Here is a 20,621-nt window from a genome sequence, read left to right as displayed (position 1 = left end):
CCTGGATCGCTTATGCGTTATGGAATTTATTTATCCTTGGCAGAGGGTGTTTTCTTTGCCGAGGTCTTTGTCTTTTTAGCAGCGGCTGAGGTCTTTGCCGCTGGCTTTTTCGCAGCTGTCTTCTTGGCAGCGGGCTTTGCCTTGGAAGCCTCGTCAGCCTTTGCAGCCGTCTTCTTTGCTGTGGACTTGGTCTTTGAAGTTTCGGCAGCCTTTGCTGTCGTCTTCTTAGCCGCAGGCTTCTTTGCAGCCTTGGTCTCGTCCTTGGCAGATGTTGTTCTTCTCTTTACGGGAGCGAACTTCAGATAGATAACAGACAGCGGAGCCAGTGTCATTGAGATACTGTTGTCGTGACCGTGCATAGGTACGCTGTCGGACTTGAATGAGCTCTCCGTAATGCCCGAACCGCCGAACTCGGCAGCATCGGTGTTGAAAATGAGCTTGTATCTGCCCTTCTGAGGAACGCCTATCCTGTAATCACGGCGCTCAACGGGAACAAAGTTGCAAACTGCGATTATCTCATCGCCGTTATCGTCGATACGTCTGAATGAGATGATGCTCTGCTTATAGTCATCGTTGGATATCCAGCTGAAGCCGTTCCACGAGTCGTCATTCTGCCAGAGAGGAGGATTTTCAACGTAGAACTTGTTAAGCTTTTCCGAGAACTTCAGCAGGTCTCTGTGAGAGTCGAAGTCCATGAGATTCCAGTCCAGCTGGGACTTGTAGTCCCACTCCTTCATCTGTCCGAACTCCTGTCCCATAAAGAGCAGCTTCTTACCGGGGTGAGCCATCATGTATGCGAGGAAAGCACGGTATGAAGCGAACTTCTGCTCATACTCACCGGGCATTTTATTTATCATGGAGCACTTTCCGTGGACTACCTCATCATGTGAGATAGGCAGGATATAGTTCTCCGAGAATGCATAGAAGAATGAGAATGTGAGCTTGTCATGGTTGAAAGCTCTGTAAATTGGATCAAGGGACATATAGCTGAGCATATCGTTCATCCAGCCCATGTTCCACTTGAAGTTGAAGCCAAGTCCGCCGATATCGGTGGGCTTTGTGACCAGCGGCCATGCAGTGGACTCCTCGGCGATCATAAGAGCGTCGGGGTGCTTGAGGAAAACAGCCTCGTTGAGGTGCTTGAGGAACTCAACAGCCTCAAGGTTCTCGTTGCCGCCGTAGATATTGGCAGCCCATTCGCCCTCCTGCCTGTCATAGTCAAGGTAGAGCATGGACGCCACAGCGTCAACTCTGAGACCGTCCACATGAAACTGGTCGAACCAGTAATTAGCGCTGGAAATAAGGAAAGAGCATACCTCAGCCTTACCGTAATCGAAAACTCTGGTGCCCCATGCCTTATGCTCCTTTTTGCGGTCGTCTGTGTATTCATAGCAGCAGGTGCCGTCGAACTCATAGAGACCTGCCTCGTCCTTGGGAAAGTGTGCAGGTACCCAGTCAAGGATAACGCCGATGCCTGCGGCGTGGAACATATCTATCATCTTTCTCATGTCGTCGGGAGTTCCGTAGCGCGAGGTCGGGGCAAAATAGCCCGTTACCTGATAGCCCCACGATCCGTCGTAGGGGTACTCCGTCAGGGGCATGAACTCCACATGAGTATAGGACATCTTCTGAAGATACGGTATTATCTCCTTAGCGAACGTGACGTAATCAAGAAACTTCTCCTCGCCGTAGTTCTTCCACGAGCTGAGGTGTACCTCATACACGTTCACAGGGCTTTTGTATATGCTCTTGTTTTCCTTTTCATCGAACCACTTGCTGTCGCTCCACTGGAAATCGCTCTCGAAGATCTTGGAAGCGGTCCCGGGTCTTGTCTCATAGTGCGCCGCATAGGGGTCAGCCTTCATCAGTATCCTTCCGTCCTGCGCCTCGATACTGAATTTATAAGCGTCGAACTGTTTAAGCTTTGATATCTCAGCTTCCCAGATACCGTCTGCAATGAGGTACATTGGGTTGGCAGCTCTGTCCCAGCCGTTGAAATCTCCCACAACTGATACGCTTACAGCATTAGGAGCCCAAACTCTGAAGACGAAAACCTTGCCTCTTCCTTTTTTCTTGGAATGAACGCCAAAAAACTTATATGCTTCGTAGTTTTTTCCCTGGTAAAAAAGGTACAGTGGAAAATCGTTAGGATTGTTATTTTTATTAACAGACATAATTCAGCCTCCTTTGCTATAATACATTTTATCAGAATCAGCATAATTATTCAAGCATTTTTGCAAATCGTGAGAAAATTTCAGATGTTATGCTAATATTACCACTTCTAATTAGTGCATTTTGACATATTTATTCTGGCAATTTCTCGTTAGCCTTTGTTAAAATGCACAGCAATTGAATGTATTTAGCGTGAACTGTATGTCATTTAAGTTAATATTTTGTGAACAAAATGTGTCTTTCAGGCAGTTACCTTCACTCCTATGACAGTGACGTCATCAGCGTGTATGTTCGGATTGAATACGGGAGCTTTCCTGCATATTTCGTTTACCATAAGCCTCAGGTCGTCTCCGCCGAGGAGAAGCTCCTTGATGAACGGATACGCCCCCTCAGAGACACCGTCGGAGAACATGATGACTATATCCCCCTCCTCGAAGCTGCACTCCCTTGTGAACACCTCCGACTGCTCGTATATGCCTATGGGGAATGTGGGAGCAGTTATCTTCAGTACGCTTCCTCTGTGACGGATAAGGGTCGCCGCTGCTCCCGACTTTATCACCGTGAGACCGCAGTCGTCAAGGTCTATCCGCAGAGCATCGAGGGTGGCAAAATTCTCCTCTCCCGACTTTGTTACCATGACGGAGTTGATAAGCTTTATTGCCGAGCGGAAGTCCACGCCGCTGCTGACAAGTCTGCGGAAAAGACTCACCACCATTGAGGACTCCGCAGAAGCGCTGCTGCCTGTGCCCATGCCGTCGGAGAGAACCACATATCCTGCCTCTGCTCCGTCAGTGAATACCGTGTGATTATCGCCGCTCTGCCCGGAGCCGTCGGCGCAGGTCGAAGACGCGCATACCTCCATGGTACACCGCGGCTTCTCAAACACTCTTATGCGGACCTCCCTGCCCGTGCGCACAGGCTCGGTGCAGCCCATTTTCAGCCGCAGTTCATCGGCTATGAGATCGCAGACTCTCCTGCCGTCCTCGGGAGCGCAGTCCGCAGGAAAGTATATCTCCGTAAGGAGCCTGTTCCTGCTGTTGTAATAGGCGATGACCTGTGATGGAGCAAGTCCGAACTTTTCCAGCTTTGTGCGTATGCTCCTGCTGACGCTTTCGGAGTAGCGCACATCCAGTCTTTCCCCTGCCGAACGGACAAGCTCCTCGGTTATCTTCATCTGCTCATGAAGCAGGTCGCGGCTCTCGGAAAAGCGCATATCCATAAGCTTTGCCGCAGCCTTTTCCCGTGAACTCTCCGCAAATGCGTCCAGAAGCTCCTTTTTCTTCAGGCAGTCAGCCAGCTCCTCGGGAAAGCTCTCCGCAGCGAACTCCGTCATCTCCGCAAGTCTGCGAAATCCGCGATAGGTATTCCCCTTGTCCGATCTCCAGCAGAATGGACGGCGGTAACAGCCCGAGCATACCGCCTGAGAGTTCTCCTCGATCTCAAAGCTCTCGTTCCTGCGCTGTGATATCATATCCGAGATGTGCTCCGATTCCCTGCGAAGCTCCAGAACCGTATCCGAAAGAAAGCCCATTCTTGCATTTATTACCTCGGGAAGCATTTTCTCGCCTTCGCCGCCCGTCCGTATCCACTTGTCGGAAAACCTTCCCGATACGGGAATAAAAAGCAGTGCGCCGCATATAATATCTATCATGCTTTCCGCCCTTGCAAAGGTAACTCCCGTAAGTACAGTCAGAACGAAATTGACTCCTGTGAAGAAAAGCGCCGCTGTCTGGGGCTTGCGGTCGTGCATATAGCCCGTCAGCAGTCCTGCCGCAGGAAGGAGCACCAGACTCATGCCTGCCGTGGGAGATGACAGAAAGGCTCCGCAGACGGAAAGAGCACCGCAGAGCACTCCCCCCGTCTGCTTGTAGAAATATGCTCCCGTAAGAGTCACGGCAGCACAGAATATGACACCGATATTTACCGCAGGCAGCTCCACCGAGCAGAGGGAAGCCGCCGTCATGATATAGACCACCGAGCAGGAAAGCCCGCCTGCTCCCGAAAGATCGGCGGAGCGCTCCCTGCGAAGTCCCGTTATGAGCTTTGCCGCAGAGTATGCCGTATATCCTGCAATGCCGCCATAGAACCCGTAAAACAGCAGTTTTTTCACAAGCTCGCCTATTACCGCCGACACAGCAGCTCCCGAGACGAAAACACTTACGGCAGTATTTATGCCGCTGAGCTTAGGGTCGCTTTTCGGTTCCAGAAACATCTTGATTATGACTATCAGCGCCAGAGAGGACAGCTTCACTATATTATGCCCCACCGAGCCGCCTATGATACTTCGTACAAGACTTCCGATGAAAACCGCCGCCGACCATGGCAGTCCCACCGCACCTGCGGCGGATATATCCGCAAAGGAAGCCACTCCTCCCACCCTTGCCCCCGTCAGCAGGAAGCCTGCTCCGAAACAGGCTGCAAAGGCTGCAGCCGTCCCTGCATACCGCCATTCCCTTATGTTTTTTACTATCTGCATCGCACATCACCTCGCAAAAATATACGATACATTATACCACGGGAAAAGCGCGGCTGCTGTCGGTATGTGACGTCGAAAGATGGCAGAGTCCGGAACATCATCGGGCAAAAGAAAAAAGCCGTGCCAAGCACAGCCTTTCCTGTCATTTTCTGCCGTCAGCCATATAGAGCAGGGCATTGCATATTGCCGCCGCCACATTGCTGCCGCCCTTGCGTCCCCTTGCCACGATGCAGGGTATACCGCTTTCGATGATGAGCTCCTTTGACTGGACAACATTCACAAAGCCAACGGGTACGCCGATGACCAGCTCGGGTACGAAGCTTCCTGCTTTTATATGCTCGCACAGCCTTATGAGTGCAGTGGGAGCATTTCCCACAGCGTATATCACGGGACGCCCAAGCCCCGCAGCCTTGTCCACGGAAGCAGCCGCCCTTGTAGTCCCCTCCGCCGCAGCCTTCTCCGCCACATCGGGGTCAGCCATGAAGCACTCCACCGTGCAGCCGTGACGGGCAAGTGCCGCCTTGTTTATTCCCGACCTCGCCATGTTGGTATCGGTGACGAAGACCGCCCCCGACTCAATGGCACTTAGCGCTTTTTGCACAGCTCCATCGGAGAAGTACATATTGTCGTAGTAGTCAAAATCCGCGGTGGTGTGAATGGCTCTCATGACAATGGGACGTATGTCATCGGGGAGCTTCCTGTCACCCAGCTCCGCTTCTATCAGCTCAAAGCTGCGCCTTTCTATGTCCTTAGGAAGAACGTATTCAAGCTCCATCATATCCCCTCCTCAATAATTCTGTACAGCAGCTCCGTGTCTATGCTGTTCCTGACGCCCTTCGCCAGCAGGTCGAACTGCGTCTCCTTGTACGCCTGACGGTCGGCAGTTCCGCCGCCGAAGGCAAGTCCCTTGCTGCTGAAAAGCTGTTTCACAATGCGCTCTGACACCTGAGGTGCATCGAATATGCCGTGTATGTAGCAGCCGTAAACGTTTCCCTCACAGGCACCTCCACAGTCAAGGAGCCGCGGGCTGCTGCTTTCCGTAGTGCCCATGTGTATCTCATAGCCGCTGAACTCCGCACCGCTGAGACAGCTGAAGAAGCCGCCAATTCCGAGGATTTTTCCGTGGGTCCTTACCTGTGTTTTCTCCGCGCCGAAAACAGTGCTGCACCTCAGAAGCCCCATGCCCTTAATACTGCCGCCGCCCTCGCTTCCGAGAGGGTCGGAAATGCTTTCGCCAAGCATCTGATAGCCGCCGCAAATGCCGAATACGGGAACTCCCCTTGCAGCAAGCCTTCCGACAGCTATTTCAAAGCCGCACTCACGGAGCCACTTCATGTCGGCGATAGTGCTTTTAGTTCCCGGGATAATGACCATGTCGGGAGTTTCAAGCTCCTCATAACGGCTGACATATCTCACCTTTACACCGTCGTACTGAGCAAAGACGTCAAAGTCCGTGAAGTTTGATATCCTCGGCAGCCTTATGACCGCGATGTCGATAAGTCCCTTTTCGCTTGATGACAGCTTGTCCGAAAGACTGTCCTCGTCCTCGATGTCGCAGCGGAGGTATGGCACTACCCCAAGAACAGGCTTGCCGCCCCGTTCTTCAAGTATACGCCTGCCGCTGTCAAAGAGCCCTATATCACCGCGGAACCTGTTGACGATAAGCCCCTTCACCATTGAGAGCTCATCAGGCTCAAAAAGCCCGAGAGTGCCGAGGAGCTGAGCAAAAACGCCGCCCCTGTCAATATCTCCCACAAGGAGGACAGGAGCCTTTGCCAGCTTTGCCATGCCCATATTTACGATATCGTCGCTTTTCAGGTTAAGCTCAACGGGACTTCCCGCCCCCTCGATGACGATGATATCATGCTGAGCGGAAAGCTTCTCGTAGCACTCCATTATCCGAGGTATCAGCTCGCGCTTCCTGCGGAAATACTCTGCGGCAGTCATATTTCCCACGGCTTTGCCGCCCACTATGACCTGCGAACCCACATCGGTGGTAGGTTTCAGCAGCACTGGATTCATCAGCACCGACGGCTCAACGCCTGCCGCCTCTGCCTGCATAGCCTGAGCCCTGCCTATCTCGCAGCCGTCAGCGGTTATATAGGAATTGAGCGCCATGTTCTGAGACTTGAAGGGCGCACAGGAATAGCCGTCCTGGCGGAATATCCTGCACAGTGCCGCCGCGATGAAGCTCTTTCCCGCGTTTGACATAGTACCCTGTATCATTATCGCCTTAGCCATCAAGGCACCTCCTTACCGCGCAGACAAGCGCTTCGTTATCATCATGCAGACCAACAGCAGTGCGGAAGAAGCTGCCGTCAAGACCGCTGTAATCCTTGCAGCTCCGTATAAGTATACCCTCGGCAAGCAGCTTCTCACCAAGCTCGTGGGAACTGCGGAACAGAATATAGTCAGCCTCCGAGGGATATACCTTGCAGCCGAGGGCGCTGAGCTCCGAGGAAAGAAACTGCCGCTCCTCAGATATAAGAGACACTGTCTTACTTACATAGTCCTCCTCGTCAAGGGCGGCTATACCTGCCGCCTGAGCAGGTGCGGAAACGCTCCAGTACTGACCTGCGGACGCAATACTATCGGCAGCTGCCCTGCTTCCGCAGACCGCATATCCAAGCCTCAGACCTGCCATTGCGTAAAGCTTCGTGAAAGAGCGCAGGACAATAGTATTTCTGCCAAGATAATTCAGTGCTGTCAGCTCCTTTTCTCTCCCCGTAAAGCCAATGAAGCTCTCGTCTGCAATGAGGTAGGTGCCGTTTTTTTCGCACTCCGCGGCTATTCTCTCCATGAGCTCACGGGGCACAGTCATTCCCGTGGGATTGTTTGGAGTGCAGATTATCACCATGTCCACCACAGACAGCTTCCCGAGGATACGCTCCGTAAGGACAAAGTCCTCACTCTCGCGGAGAATATGCTCCCGAATCTCGCAGCCGTTTTCGCGAAGCGCCTTGCCGTACTCTGCGAATGTGGGAGCGCAGATCAGCGCCCTCTGCGGCTTCAGCGCAGAGGCTATGCGGTAGATAAGATCGTCGGCACCGTTTCCGCAGACGATGTTTTCCCTATCTTCATCGAGCTTCTCCGCCAGCTTTTCGCGAAGCTCCCTGCACATTGGATCGGGATAGCTCTCCCAGCATCCTGCCGAAGCAACTGCGGCTGCCCTGACACTTTCTGGCATACCCATGGGATTGAGATTGGCGGAAAGATCCAGTCTTATATCAAGACCGAGATCATTTCCGCCGTGTGCTGCGTTTATCATAGCATTCCTCCGACTAAAATCGCCCTGACTGCCGCCGCTAAAACAAATATAAGAGCCGATGAGGCGTACATGAGCCTGTTTGCCCGCGGTATATCCTCATTTTCAATATCCCTGACAGGGTCGCCGATGAACTCCTTTTTGTGGAGCTCCCCGAAGTAGTACGCATCTCCAGCAAGCTGAACTCCGAGAGCACCTGCACAGGCTGATTCGGTCTGTGCAGAATTGGGACTTGCGTGCTTTCTGCGGTCACGCTTCCAGATACGGTACGCCCTTCTGCCGTCCAGTCCCGCCATGGGAGCGCAGACTATCATAGCAAGAGCGGTGAGCCGCGAGGGGATAAAGTTCAGCACATCGTCCAGCTTCGCTGCAAACCGCCCGATATCGGCATATTTCTCGTTTTTGTAGCCTATCATGGAGTCCATGGTGTTTGCCGCCTTGTAGAACGCTCCGAGGACAGCTCCCCCCAGTGACATATACATTATGGGAGCCGTTACACCGTCGGAGGTATTCTCCGCCACAGTCTCCACAGCCGCCTTGATTATGCCCTTGCTGTCGAGGACTGCCGTATCACGTCCCACTATCATGGACACCGCCTTTCGCGCTCCCTCCGTATCGCCCTTTGCTGCTGCGCGGTATACCTTCATGCTCTCGTCGCGGAGACATCTTGCCGCCATGAGATAATAGCACATAACGCCCTCGGCCGCGGCTCCCAACCATATATTCACACAATAGCACAGAATGAGTATCCCAAGGGGCACCGCCGCCGAGACAATGAGAACTATCAACGCCAGCAGGACGCCACCTGCACGGAGATGACCTCCCATATGTCTGCGGACAAAGCTCTCCAGCTTTGATATGAGTCTTCCCACAAGTCTGACGGGGTGCGGAAGGCTGTAGGGGTCCCCGAAAATGCTGTCCAGCACCGCTCCGATGATGAGGGGCAGGACTGCTGCAAAATAATTCATATTTTCTCCGTAACTGTTATCTTTTCGCCGTCAAACTCGGTGATGAAGCCGTGTCCGTTGGTGACCTGCCAGTGGTAATAGCCCTGATGGGGCTGTGCAAAGCGCTCCAGTATCGCCATTATCGTGCCGCCGTGGACTACAAACGTGGCACCGCTGCCCTCCGGCACCTTTGCTATGGATGCAAGAAAGCCTGCGGCACAGCGCTCCTTGAAATCGGCAGGGTCCTCACCCTCGGGGAAGGCGCTCTCGCCGCCGCTGTCTATCCATTTCTGATACCTGCTGTCTGTGGACAGTTCAATGTAGTTCCTGCCCTCAAATGCCCCGAAATCGCACTCTCTCAGCTCATCGCATATAATGGGAGCCTTGTCGGGATATATGAGCTCTGCCGTCTGTATGCACCGCTTCATGGGACTGGTTATGAGCACTCCGCAGGGTGGATAGTCGGTCTTCATGAGCTCGGCTATGCCCGAAAAGGAAAGGGGCTCGTCGGTCCTGCCGACGTAGCGCATCTCAAGGTTTCCCTCGGTCTTTCCGTGACGTATGAAGTCAACCCTCATGGGGAGCTCCCTTGAGGTAGGTGGGGATACCGCAGATAACGCGGATGACCACATCGCTCTCCTTAGCTATCATGCAGCCGCATCTGCCCGTAGCCTCACGGCGCACACGCTCGGACTTCACCAGCGGAACGATACCGCAGCCGATCTCGTCCATGATGACAACAACGTCCTTGTTGGTCTCACAAAGTCGGCTTGTGAACTGCACAGGGTCAACTCCCTCCGCCAGCAGCCTTGCTATCATCTTGTGATAGCTCTTTATGCAGACCGCACTGAATACCTCCTCAAAATCACAGGCAGAGCCGTTTACCATATCTTCCTCATTGATGCCGAACAGCTCCGTGGCGCAGCCTACCTTGCCCTGATACGCTCCTCCGATTATCATTTTCATATCACATGACCTCCATTAATCTGTATGTAAGTGCAGCAGAAGCTGCAAGGACCAATTCGCACACCTGCAGGAACCAGCCTGCAAGGTCTCCCGTAATGCCGCCGAACTCCTTGTACGCCATATGGCGGTAATACAAAAGCGTGAGCAGTGCCCCGACGGAAGCAGCTGCCCCCACCGCAGGAGCTATGACTGCCATTGCCGCAGCAGCAAGAACAGAAACTGTCACGAGAACTGCCGCAGTTGCCTTTTTATCAGCAGGAGCGGTAAAGCTGTGAAGGCTCCCCTCCTTTTTTGCAGCACGGAAGGTAACGGCTGCCAGTCCGCTGAGTGAACGTGAAAGCACATATCCAACGCAGACCACAGCGGCTGCGGAGACATCTCTAAGCTCCGTGAATACCGCAGTGTAAAGAATGAGATAGAGTCCCAGCTTGATAGCCGCAAAGGCTCCTATATGGGAGTCGGTGAGTATCTTCAGCTTTTTCTCCCTGTCTCCCCACGAAGCTCTCGCGTCGCAGGTGTCGCAGAAGCCGTCAAGATGTATGCCTCCCGTTATCAGAACAGTGATACCCACAGCTCCCGCTGCGTAAAGGATATCGCCTGTCTCCAGAACATCGCATATGTACCGCCAGCCCATGACCAGCGCCCCGATGACAGCTCCCACAAGGGGGAAGAAACACAGGGAGAACCGCCTGTTCTTCTCGTTCCACTCGGGTCTCGGAACGGGTATGCGCGAGTACATAAGGATAGCCGAAAGCATTGAATTCAGCATATTATACTTCCCTTGCGGGCAATTGGTATACCGTAGACGCACTCCACCACATTGTCCGCAAACTCCGCTATACGGCAGTTTATTATGCCCATCTGCTTTATATAAGACATGGTGTCGGGAGAGTAATCGTTTCCGTCGGTGCCCACCTCGTTGGTGACTATTACAAGCTCGGAGGTCTTCTCCGAAAGCCGCTTTATGCCCTCGACGATCTTTTTCGCAGGGTCAAGCACCTCAGTTCCCACAAACATCTCATTTGCACAGAGATTGCCCACACATTCCAGCAGCACGCCGCTGCCCTCGGGTATCTCCGTATCGCCTATATCACGGAGTCTCTCAACGGTAACGTAGTTCTTGCCGCAGCGCATCTCAACATGACGGGCGATTATCTCCTCTGCATCGTCTCCCACGGGATTCATGGTGGCGATGTAGTATTTCTGCCCCTCAAAGCGTTCCAGTATCTTTTCGGCATAACCCGATTTACCGCACTTTGTTCCGCCTGTTACAAGTGTGATCATTTCAGTTCCACATACCTTTCTATCCCTGCGCTCTCAAAGCTGTGGGAATTATAGTAAAGCGCCGAAGCTCCGTCAAGAAGCGGCAGCAGCAATATTCCTCCTGTTCCTTCTCCCAGTCTGAGACCGCCGTCGATAACGGCTCTGAGTCCCAGCTTTTCGAGGAGCTTCCTGCCCGCAGGCTCCGCCGAAACATGGCCTGCAAGCATATAATCGGTGCAGTCGGGGGCAATCATTGAAGCAAGCACCGCCGAAACTGCGGATATCACTCCGTCTATTATGACAGTGACGCCGTAAACGGCTCCCCCAAGGAAAAGTCCCGTCATGCCTGCTATTTCAAAGCTTCCGAGCTTTGCCATTAGCTCGACAGCACCGCAGTCATAGGGAGAATTCACATCAATGGCACGTTTAACAGCTCCTATCTTGCGGCGAAGTCCCTCGGAAGTGAGACCTGCGCCCCTGCCTGTGACAGTCTCGGGAGGAAGCCCAAGTATCACCGATGAAAGAGCTGCTGTGGGAGTTGTGTTGCCTATGCCCATTTCTCCCGTAACAACCACCTTAACGCCCTCATCAGCCAGCTTCCAGATCATATCCATACCAACTGCGATGGCACTCTCCGCCTGCTGCACGGTCATTGCAGGACCTGCGGCGATATTGCCCGTACCGTGAGCTATCTTCCTGTTGATGAGCTTTTCGCAGGAGGAGTCCCCTTCCATGCCCACATCAACAGCCAGCACTTTAGCGTTATAGACTGCCGCCAGAGCGTTTATGTTGGAGCTTCCGCAGGCGATAGCCTCAGCGCAGGCAAGGGTCACGGAGCTGTCCGTCTGGGTGACACCCTCGGCGGTAACACCGTTGTCGCCGCACATGACCACTACTGCTCGTCGGGAGATATCGGGAGTAACAGTCCGCTGCACTGCGGCTATCCTGTCCCACATCTCCTCAAGGGCACCGAAGCTGCCAAGAGGCTTTGCCACGCCGTCCCAGTGCTCCTGTGCCTTTTCGGCAAAAGACCTGTCAGCAGGCTTGATAAGCTTTATCCTTTCCATCATTTACCTCCATATGCAGCACAGGCTGCTGCGAAGCGCTCAGCAAGTCTCACATCCGAATAAAAGTACAGATGCGGAAATCCTGCGTACAATGCAGAAGTCGCATGAACACACTTCCAGCTCCTTCCGTCGGACTTTGCGGCGGTGAAGTCCGCTCCGCAGTCGGTACTGTCCCAGTAGTGGAACTCATGAGCTGGAAAGCTTTCCCCCTTGCCGCAGAGCAGGCAGTCCCTCCCGGCGGTCATAGTGACATAGCCGAAGCGCTGAAGCCTGTCCGTTTCAAAGGCAGTGCCGACGATCACGCCGGCCATTGGGTATTCTGTGCCGTCGGAAGTTCTTATGCTGTCATGGAGATACATGAACCCGCCGCACTCGGCAATGGTGGGGAGTCCGCGGTTTATCGCCGTTTTTATGCACTCTCTCATGGAGCTGTTCGCTGCCAGCTTTTTCGCGTGTAGCTCGGGATAACCGCCGCTGAGGATGAGTCCTCGGCAATTATCGGGAAGCTTTTCGTCATCCATGGGAGAGAAATACTCCACCGCGCAGCCAAGCCTTTTCAGCAGGCTTATATTCTCGGAATATGTAAAGCAGAAAGCTCTGTCCGCCGCAGCAGCTATCTTTGGTGAGTTATCCGCGCATATTCTGTGCAGTTTTTGCTCTGTAAACTCCGGGAAGCATCTTTCCGAGACTTCAATCATCCTGTCAAGGCGGATATTCTCCTCTGCAAGTCTGCCAAGTTCCGCAGTTTTTTCTCTGAGGTCAGCTATCTCGACAGCGGTGACAAGTCCCAGCCTGCGGCTTTCTATACTTGGACTTTTCGGCGGCATACAGCCGAAATATTCAGTTCCCATTTCCGTGCAGAGCCGCTCCGCCATGGGAACAAGTCTCGCAGGCAGCCTGTTGAAAATGAAGCCTGCGATATTATTAGGAGCCTTGTACGTCAGAAAGCCTTTCATCACTGCGCCTATGGACTCTCCCGAGCCCTTGCAGTCAAGGACGATCACGGAAACTGTGTCTGTGATGGCTGCGACCGAGTGAGCAGAGCCCCGACCGTCAGCACCGTCATAGTAACCCATAACGCCCTCGATCACTGATATATCCGCATTTTTGCCGTTCTCCCACAGCAGCTGCCTAATGCAGTTATCATCGCAGAAAAAGCTGTCCAGATTATGAGCATCAGCGCCGATGATACTGCTGTGGAACATGGGGTCGATGTAGTCGGGACCGCACTTGAAAGAGGAGACCGTCAGTCCGCGAGCTTTCAGTGCCGCAAGAACTGCACAGGTGACCGTGGTCTTTCCGCAGCCGCTGTGAGTTCCGCCGATGAGAATTCTTTTCATATAAGCTTCCTTTTTATGATAAAAACGGGATTTGAGGCAGACAACATGGTGTGTGTGCCTACTTTATTAGTCCTTGTTACGGCGATCTGTGAGATATCAGCTTCAAAACCAAGCTCATCAAATACTGCTATGCACTCCGAAAGCGTTTCCAGAGAGACCGCAGTAACGGTCAGTCTCATATTGCTGTTTTTCTCATAAGCAGCCTGAACTATCTCACTCAGTTCTCCACCCGAACCGCCGATGAAAACGCAGTCGGGAGCCGGCAGTTCACCGAGCAGCTCAGCCGCTCTGCCCGTGTGGATAACAATGTTATCGCAGCCGAATTTACGGCGGTTGCTGTCGATAAGCTCAGCCGCCTCGGGAGACTTCTCCACGGAATGGACAGTCCCTCGCTCACAGCGCACTGCCATCTCCACGGACACAGAACCCGTTCCGCCGCCGATATCCCAGCATATGTCCTCCCTGCCGATATCAAGCCCTGCAACAGCAACTCCGCGGACCTCCGCCTTAGTCATAGGCACTCTGCCCCTGATAAACAGCTCATCGGGGATACAGCTCGGAACGGAGCGCTCGTAGTCGGGATTATCCGCCAGCAGCACACAAAGCTCCGCAGTCCTGATATCCGAAAGCTCAGCAGCTGTTCCGCTTGTTATCCTCTCGTCGTGATAGCCCAGTCTTTCGCCGATATGCACTGTTACTCCGCTCATTTCGTATTCGCAGAGCTGCCTGCAGACATCCGCTGCTGTCATATCTCCGCCGAGAAGAAAAAACGTCAGCCTGTGAGCGCGGACCGCTCTGGCGATATTGCCGCTTTTGCCGTGAAGGCTGACGAAATTGCAGTCGGACCAGTCCATTTTCAGCTTGGAGAAAAGGTAAACAGGTGAAGATATACCGCTGATGAACTCCACATCATGGTTGGGGAGCGCCTCTGCAAGCCGTGCCGCACCGCTGAAAAATCCGCAGTCTCCCGACATCAGCACCGCTGCTGCCGAAAAGCTGCTCTCCGCAAGGAACCGCGCTATCTCGGCACTTCTATACTCCTCCAGAACTACTTTTCCGCAGGAGCGATATCCCTCAATCATGCGCTTTGCGCCGATAATGACCTCCGCAGCTTCTATGGCAGACCGCCCCTCGGCAGTAAGAGTCCTGCTGCCGTCGGCGCCTGTGCCTACGATATATATCTTCACATTGTCACCTCCTCATGCCGCATATAAGCGACTTTATCTCCTCCATTGTGCTGCCCTTTTCCTCTGGGCGGGCAAGCACAGCAGTCTTTATACCGCATTTCTCCGCAGCTTCAAGCTTCTCGGGAAAACCGCCTGCTGCACCGCTCTCCTTTGTCACCAGAAGTGACGCACCGCTCAGCTCTATGTGAGCCATGTTCTGCCAAACCGTAAACGGTCCCCTTTCGAGTATAAGGTGCTCCTCGGGAAAGCCCAGCTCCGCACACAGAGCTCTTACACTGTCAGTGGGGAGAGCTCTCACCCATACCCTTTCTGCGAAGTTCTGCACCTCCGTAAGCTTTGGCAGCTCCTTGCTGCCGAGTGTGCTGAGAATATTGCCGCCCCTTTGGTTTATAAGCTCCACAAGCTCCTCCATATCCCTGACGGTCAAGCAGTCCCCAAGCTCCGATGAGCCGCGCAGGAGCCTGTGATATGGCAGTTCCGCAGCCTTGCAGGCGGCGATAATATTAGCTGTGACCTCAGTGGCATATGGGTGGGTGGCATCAATTACCGCCCTGCACCCCAGCTCTCTCATGAGAGATGCCATTTCGTCACTGTCAAGCCTTCCCACAAGAACGCAAAGCCCCTTTTCGTGAGGGAGAAGCTCTCCCCCGTACTCCGTAGCCACGGACACAGCCGCCGAAACTCCGCAGGCGCAGCAATACTGAGCAAGCTCCCTGCCCTCGGTAGTTCCGCCGAATATGAGCAGCTCACACATTTCTGTAGCCTCTCGGCGTCACCATTTTTCCGCCTATGACCTTGGTCTCGGAGTTGCCGATGAATACGGTAGTGAACATATCCACGGCAGTATCGCGGAGCTCCCCGAGAGTGAGGACTCTGCTCTCCTGTCCCTCCCTGCCGATATTGCGGACGTATCCGCAGACAGTATCCGCAGGGCGATAACCGAGGATAATGTCGCAGGCTCGCATAAGGTAGTCCGCACGTTTTTTCGACGATGGATTGTAGAGAGCGATGACAAAATCCCCCTCCGCCGCACAGCGAAGCCGCTTCTCTATCTTCTCCATTGGGGTCAGCAGGTCGGAAAGACTTATGAGGGCAAGGTCGTGAGTCATGGGCGAGCCGAGAACCGCTCCGCCGCTGAATGCCGCTGAAACTCCTGCCACGACCTCTATCTCCGCGTCGGGATAATCCGAGGAAAGCTCATAGGCAAGTCCTGCCATGCCGTAGAGCTGACTGTCGCCGCTGCAAACAAGGGACACTGTCTTTCCGTTTTGTGTCAACTCCAGTGCAAGTGCAACGCGGTCACGCTCCTGTCTCATACCCGTGGAAAGACACTCCTTTTCGGGGAAGAAGCTCTTTATCTGCTCCGCATAGACGGTATAGCCCACCACAACATCGCTGTTCATCACAGCCTGCTGCGCTTCGAGGGTCATTCCCTGACGGCTTCCGCAGCCGATGCCCACAACGTAAAGCTTCATAGCACGTTCCTCTCAAAATCCAGATATACGGGAGCCTCAGCCGCTGCCACGGTAACTCCGTCAAAGGCGGTCTTCCGGAGCACCAGCTTGCCGCCGCTGCACAGCACTGCACTGCGCTCGCAGACGTTGTCTGCCCCTGTAGTCTCGCGCACAAATTCCGAGGAGTCAAAATCGCCATTTACCGCCATGAGCTCCTCGGGAGTATATGTCCTAAGCTCTATCTCTCGCCGTCCGCAGAAGCCGAGAAGTCCTTCCTCCTGCGCTTTCAGGTCTATTGTAGCCACCTCGCGTACTCTCTCTGCGTCGATACCAGCTTCGGCAAGAGCCCTGCTTACCGCAGTCTCAACAGCTTCGGCAGATGTACCCTTTTTGCAGCCGATACCCAGAACGATATTCCTCGGTACGAGGCGCAGAGTAACGTCAAAGGGCTTCACATCGGTCTCCGTGCCAACATATATGCCTGTCCTGCAAATGCCGAACTCCGTCAGCTCGTCGGGAAGTCCGCCGTGTCTGTACTCTGTGGAAAAGCCCACCTTTTCATCGTCCAGCACCTCCGCAGCTATCTCCTTTGCAGCAGCAAGGTCGGTGATGATAAGTCCGTTTGCAACAGCGAAGCTGTCGGGCGAGAACTGTCCGCCCACATCGGTGGCGGTAGTGATGACAGCGGTATTTCCAAGAGCATCCGCAAGCACCTCCGCAAGTCGGTTAGCACCGCCGATATGTCCCGAAAGCACGGGGATAACGAAACGTCCGCTGTCGTCCATGACAATGACAGCAGGATCGTCCGCCTTGGTGCCCAGCAGAGGGGCAACTGCCCTCACTGCAATACCGCAGGCACAGACGAAAATAAAAGCGTCGGAGCGCTTGAAAAGCCGCCCAACCATGCTTCCCATATTCCAGAACACCGCCGCATTATCATCGGTGTGCTTGTGAAAACAGTAGCGGCTGACCTTGTGTTCACCGCCAAGAAATTCAGCAGCCCTTTCCGAGAGCTGTCTGCCCTTTTCCGTAACGGAAAAAATCGCTATATTCATTTGGCTTCTGCCTTTCTGAACTCAGTTTCAAAATTTTTGTCATAGAGCTTTGAAAGCTCGTAATCGTCACCGAGGAAATCTCCCACGGTTATGAGAGCAGTCTTGCTTATGCCGTTTTCACAGGCAGCCTTTGCAAGAGTTCCCACGGTGCAGCGCACCACCTTCTGGTCCTGCCATGTGGCTTTGTAGACTATTGCCGCAGGAGTATCGGCACTGTATCCGCCCTCTGTAAGCCGAGCGGAAAGCTCCTCTGTCATGGAAGCGCTGAGGAATATGACCATGGTCGCATGATGAGCGGCAAGGCTCTCTATGCTCTCCTTTTCGGGGACGGGAGTCCGTCCTGCCATACGAGTGAGTATCACTGTCTGTGACACATGGGGCAGAGTGTATTCCGCCTTCAGAGCCGCCGCAGCTCCGCAGAAGGAGCTGACGCCGGGAGTGACATTGTAAGCTATGCCGAGGGCGTCCAGCCTGTCCATCTGCTCCCTTATGGCGCCGTAAACCGAGGGGTCACCCGTATGGAGCCTTACGGTGTGAAGTCCCTCAGCCTCAGCCTTTTCCATGACCTCTATGACCTCATCAAGGTGCATTAGTGCGCTGTTGTATATCCTGCACCCCTGCTTTGCATAGTCAAGGAGCTGAGGATTTACCAGCGAGCCTGCGTAGATGATAACGTCAGCCTGCTCCAGCAGACGCTTGCCCCTGAGAGTGATAAGGTCGGCAGCACCGCAGCCTGCTCCCACAAAATCAACCATTTTCTTCCTCCGTAATTGCTTTTATAAGCTCCTCAGCAAGGGCAGTCCTCACTTGCAGCTGACGCTTATAGGAAAACGCCAGAGCCGCGATCGGTATCGAATCCTTTACTCTTGCGCGGAGATAGCTGTCCATGCGCTGAGAGAGTATATCCGCAGTTTTTTCAAGGTATCCGCCCTCCTCGAGTATATCCATTGCAGCGTCAGCAGTGGCACATTCAGGCAGCCTTTTCAGTGTATCCGTATCAGCTCCCGCAAGCACACCGCAGGTGACAAGGACGTCCATTCTGCCGTCCGCCCATGAGGAGTGGGTGTTCATAATACCTGCCCCCAGCTTTACCAGCTTTCCGATATGACCGACGATGAGAATGGACTCAGAGCCCAGCTCCATGCCGATATCGATGGCATCACCTATGAAGTTGCTGCAGGTGACGCTCCTCTCCAGTGAAAAGGGCAGCTCCCTCTGAACGAAGTCCTCGCTGTAATTGCCGATAGTCAGCAGCATATTCCGCTGACCTGCGGCACGGCGGATATTAGCCTCCGCGCGGATAGTCTCAATGACGGCAGTATTGCTCATGGGCTCCACGATACCGCTGGTACCGATGACGGAGATACCGCCCTCTATGCCCATGCGAGGGTTGAAGGTCTTTTTCGCCAGCTCCACCCCCTGAGGTATGGAGACTGTCACCTCGAAGCCTCCCGAGTAGCCGTATTTCTCGGCAATTTCCGCAACAGCCCCACTTATCATGCGCCGCGGCACCGTATTTATGGCAGCGTCCCCAACGGGACGGTCCAGCCCTGCCTTTGTTACGACACCAACGCCCTCGCCGCCGAGGATAACAGTTCCTTCGGGGATAAGTCTCACGCGGGAATAAACCCTGATACCGTTTGTGATGTCGGGGTCGTCGCCGCTGTCCTTTACTATGGCGCAGGAAGCGCTTCCATCTTTCATCTCAGCGTCCGCCACATCAAGGTCAAGCATAATGCCCTTGGGAGTCATGAGCTTCACGCCCGTGACCTCATGCCCCGTGAATATCATCTCCGCCGCAGCCTTTGCGGCAGCTGCCGCGCAGGAGCCCGTGGTATATCCGCATCTGAGCTTCTCCGCTCCCCTGTAAACATATTCCTCAAGTCTCATCACTGCACTCCCCGATGATGAACACCGTAAAATAGCCAAGGTCGTCGGTGACCTCATCAAGGCTCCCGAATATCCTCTCGTTTTCAAGTCCGCAGTTCTCTATTACAGAAGTACGCAGAGCAAGTCCCTTTTTTCGCAGTAATGCAATGAGCTCGCTGCTTTTGCTGCCTGTTTTCATTACGACCTTTGTACCACTGAGGTCAAGGAGCTTCTCAAAGTCTCCGCAGCCATATGGCAGTATATGCAAGGGCTCGCTTCCCAGACACAGTGGCTTTCCGAGAGCGTCAGCAGCAGCGCTGAAGCTGGTGACTCCTGCGCATATCTCTGCTTTGAATCCTCGTTTCTCAACACGCTGTGCAATGCGGCTGAATGTGGAATAAACGGAAATATCCCCCAGTGTAGGGACTGCCACATCGTCACTTTCCAGCAGTCCGCAGAGCATTTCCGCAGTCTCATCGTAGTTTCTGTCAAGGGCTTCCCTGTCCCTGCACATAGGCAGGTCCAGATACACTTTCCGCTTGCGTGACAGGTCCGCAGCCTGCTCCGCAATTGACAGAGCCAGACTGTTCTCCCCGTGAGTACGCGGAACTGCGATAACGCCGCAGCTCTCCATTATACGCACTGCCCTCAGAGTCATGAGCCCGGGGTCGCCTGCACCCACGCTTACGCCGTAAAGAGTTCCCATCAGCCCTTCATCAGCTCAGCTGAAAGTGCAATGAGCTGCTCCATATCCAGCTGTTCTATCCTTGCAGCCTCGGGGAGCCCCAGTCCTGTCAGTGCAGAGTAAACTCTGTCCTTTGGGATACCCATAACAGAAGCAAGGGAGTTTGCCAGTGTCTTGCGGCGCTGCGAGAAGCCTGCCTTTACCACACGGAAGAAGAATCTCTCGCTTTCCTCGTCAAGACGGTGCTCGCCGTTAAGGTCTATCCTTATAACAGCGGAGTCCACATTGGGCGCAGGCATGAAGCTGCCCCGTGAGACGCCGAAAAGGTTCTTCACGGTGCCGTAGTAGTTTACTCCCACGGTGATAGCTCCCGACTCTCTTGTGCCCACCTTTGCACAGAGGCGCTGTGCGGCTTCCTTCTGCACCATTACGGTGATGGACTCGATGGGGAGCCTGCTCTCCAGAAGCATCATTATGATTGGAGAGGTTATGTAGTAGGGCAGGTTCGCGCAGACAGCCACTCTCAGCCCGCCGAACTCCTCCTCTATGAGCTTGTGGAGGTCACATTTCATAACGTCCTCGTTGATTATCTTCACATTGTCGAAGTCCGCCAGTGTCTCCTCAAGAATGGGCAGCAGACGGGTGTCTATCTCCACCGCCGTTACCTTGTCCGCTCTTTTGGCGAGCTCTGCTGTAAGAACACCTATGCCCGTGCCTATCTCCAGCACTCCGAAGCCCTTGAAGGCATTGCCGTTTTCGGCTATTTTCGGGCAGATGTCGGGATTGATGATGAAGTTCTGTCCCAGTCCCTTCGAGAAGCTGAAACCGTGTCGGGAAAGTATCTCCTTAACGGTGCCGATGTTTGTAAGATTCAT

Annotated in this window: 20 protein-coding genes; all 20 read right to left on the bottom strand. The window is 53.9% G+C overall.

Annotated features, from left to right (window positions below; translation table 11 throughout):
- Positions 1-26: 26 nt before the first annotated feature.
- Positions 27-2,174, bottom strand: a complete 2,148-nt coding sequence (gene glgB, locus DSZ37_RS05680) for a 1,4-alpha-glucan branching protein GlgB (protein ID WP_109725975.1) — start codon at positions 2,172-2,174, stop codon at positions 27-29.
- A 239-nt stretch (positions 2,175-2,413) separates the two neighbouring features.
- Positions 2,414-4,648 (bottom strand): SpoIIE family protein phosphatase, encoded by a 2,235-nt coding sequence (locus DSZ37_RS05675; protein ID WP_109725974.1) that lies wholly within the window; start codon positions 4,646-4,648, stop codon positions 2,414-2,416.
- A 142-nt stretch (positions 4,649-4,790) separates the two neighbouring features.
- Positions 4,791-5,423 carry a precorrin-8X methylmutase gene (locus DSZ37_RS05670; protein WP_347504437.1) on the bottom strand — a complete coding sequence of 211 codons (633 nt, stop codon included), beginning with the start codon at positions 5,421-5,423 and terminating at the stop codon, positions 4,791-4,793.
- A complete protein-coding gene (locus tag DSZ37_RS05665; protein WP_109725972.1) occupies positions 5,423-6,889 on the bottom strand; it encodes a cobyric acid synthase in 1,467 nt (488 codons plus the stop codon). The genes DSZ37_RS05670 and DSZ37_RS05665 overlap by 1 nt, the downstream gene beginning before the upstream one ends.
- Positions 6,882-7,916: a pyridoxal phosphate-dependent aminotransferase gene (locus DSZ37_RS05660; protein WP_109725971.1), complete on the bottom strand. Its 1,035-nt coding sequence runs from the start codon at positions 7,914-7,916 to the stop codon at positions 6,882-6,884. Before DSZ37_RS05660 ends, DSZ37_RS05665 begins: the two co-directional genes overlap by 8 nt.
- Positions 7,913-8,881, bottom strand: coding sequence for an adenosylcobinamide-phosphate synthase CbiB (cbiB, locus tag DSZ37_RS05655; RefSeq protein ID WP_109725970.1), 969 nt, complete (start codon positions 8,879-8,881; stop codon positions 7,913-7,915). Before cbiB ends, DSZ37_RS05660 begins: the two co-directional genes overlap by 4 nt.
- Positions 8,878-9,438: a histidine phosphatase family protein gene (locus tag DSZ37_RS05650; protein WP_109725969.1), complete on the bottom strand. Its 561-nt coding sequence runs from the start codon at positions 9,436-9,438 to the stop codon at positions 8,878-8,880. The genes cbiB and DSZ37_RS05650 overlap by 4 nt, the downstream gene beginning before the upstream one ends.
- Complete coding sequence (locus DSZ37_RS05645) at positions 9,428-9,826, bottom strand: bifunctional adenosylcobinamide kinase/adenosylcobinamide-phosphate guanylyltransferase (RefSeq protein ID WP_109725968.1); 399 nt, start codon at positions 9,824-9,826, stop codon at positions 9,428-9,430. The genes DSZ37_RS05650 and DSZ37_RS05645 overlap by 11 nt, the downstream gene beginning before the upstream one ends.
- Position 9,827: 1 nt before the next feature.
- Positions 9,828-10,595 (bottom strand): adenosylcobinamide-GDP ribazoletransferase, encoded by a 768-nt coding sequence (cobS, locus tag DSZ37_RS05640; protein ID WP_109725967.1) that lies wholly within the window; start codon positions 10,593-10,595, stop codon positions 9,828-9,830.
- Entirely contained in the window at positions 10,589-11,110 is a 522-nt protein-coding gene (locus tag DSZ37_RS05635) for a bifunctional adenosylcobinamide kinase/adenosylcobinamide-phosphate guanylyltransferase (RefSeq protein ID WP_109725966.1), read from the bottom strand. Before DSZ37_RS05635 ends, cobS begins: the two co-directional genes overlap by 7 nt.
- Entirely contained in the window at positions 11,107-12,156 is a 1,050-nt protein-coding gene (cobT, locus tag DSZ37_RS05630) for a nicotinate-nucleotide--dimethylbenzimidazole phosphoribosyltransferase (RefSeq protein ID WP_109725965.1), read from the bottom strand. The genes DSZ37_RS05635 and cobT overlap by 4 nt, the downstream gene beginning before the upstream one ends.
- Complete coding sequence (locus DSZ37_RS05625) at positions 12,156-13,496, bottom strand: cobyrinate a,c-diamide synthase (protein ID WP_109725964.1); 1,341 nt, start codon at positions 13,494-13,496, stop codon at positions 12,156-12,158. The genes cobT and DSZ37_RS05625 overlap by 1 nt, the downstream gene beginning before the upstream one ends.
- Positions 13,493-14,683 (bottom strand): precorrin-6y C5,15-methyltransferase (decarboxylating) subunit CbiE, encoded by a 1,191-nt coding sequence (gene cbiE, locus DSZ37_RS05620; RefSeq protein WP_109725963.1) that lies wholly within the window; start codon positions 14,681-14,683, stop codon positions 13,493-13,495. The genes DSZ37_RS05625 and cbiE overlap by 4 nt, the downstream gene beginning before the upstream one ends.
- 4 nt (positions 14,684-14,687) lie before the next feature.
- Complete coding sequence (gene cobK, locus DSZ37_RS05615) at positions 14,688-15,437, bottom strand: precorrin-6A reductase (protein WP_109725962.1); 750 nt, start codon at positions 15,435-15,437, stop codon at positions 14,688-14,690.
- The gene (cobJ, locus tag DSZ37_RS05610) at positions 15,430-16,158 is read right to left on the bottom strand and encodes a precorrin-3B C(17)-methyltransferase (RefSeq protein ID WP_109725961.1); all 729 of its coding nucleotides are present in this window, start codon (positions 16,156-16,158) and stop codon (positions 15,430-15,432) included. Before cobJ ends, cobK begins: the two co-directional genes overlap by 8 nt.
- Entirely contained in the window at positions 16,155-17,192 is a 1,038-nt protein-coding gene (locus DSZ37_RS05605) for a cobalt-precorrin 5A hydrolase (protein WP_109725960.1), read from the bottom strand. The genes cobJ and DSZ37_RS05605 overlap by 4 nt, the downstream gene beginning before the upstream one ends.
- Positions 17,189-17,947 carry a precorrin-4 C(11)-methyltransferase gene (gene cobM / locus DSZ37_RS05600; RefSeq protein WP_109725959.1) on the bottom strand — a complete coding sequence of 253 codons (759 nt, stop codon included), beginning with the start codon at positions 17,945-17,947 and terminating at the stop codon, positions 17,189-17,191. The genes DSZ37_RS05605 and cobM overlap by 4 nt, the downstream gene beginning before the upstream one ends.
- Complete coding sequence (cbiD, locus tag DSZ37_RS05595; RefSeq protein WP_109725958.1) at positions 17,940-19,082, bottom strand: cobalt-precorrin-5B (C(1))-methyltransferase CbiD; 1,143 nt, start codon at positions 19,080-19,082, stop codon at positions 17,940-17,942. Before cbiD ends, cobM begins: the two co-directional genes overlap by 8 nt.
- Entirely contained in the window at positions 19,072-19,767 is a 696-nt protein-coding gene (gene cobI, locus DSZ37_RS05590) for a precorrin-2 C(20)-methyltransferase (protein ID WP_109725957.1), read from the bottom strand. The genes cbiD and cobI overlap by 11 nt, the downstream gene beginning before the upstream one ends.
- Complete coding sequence (gene rsmA / locus DSZ37_RS05585) at positions 19,767-20,621, bottom strand: 16S rRNA (adenine(1518)-N(6)/adenine(1519)-N(6))-dimethyltransferase RsmA (protein ID WP_109725956.1); 855 nt, start codon at positions 20,619-20,621, stop codon at positions 19,767-19,769. The genes cobI and rsmA overlap by 1 nt, the downstream gene beginning before the upstream one ends.

Source organism: Ruminococcus flavefaciens (genome assembly GCF_900116855.1).
Lineage (GTDB): Bacteria > Bacillota > Clostridia > Oscillospirales > Ruminococcaceae > Ruminococcus > Ruminococcus flavefaciens_R.
This window is presented reverse-complemented; position numbering and strand designations above follow the sequence as displayed.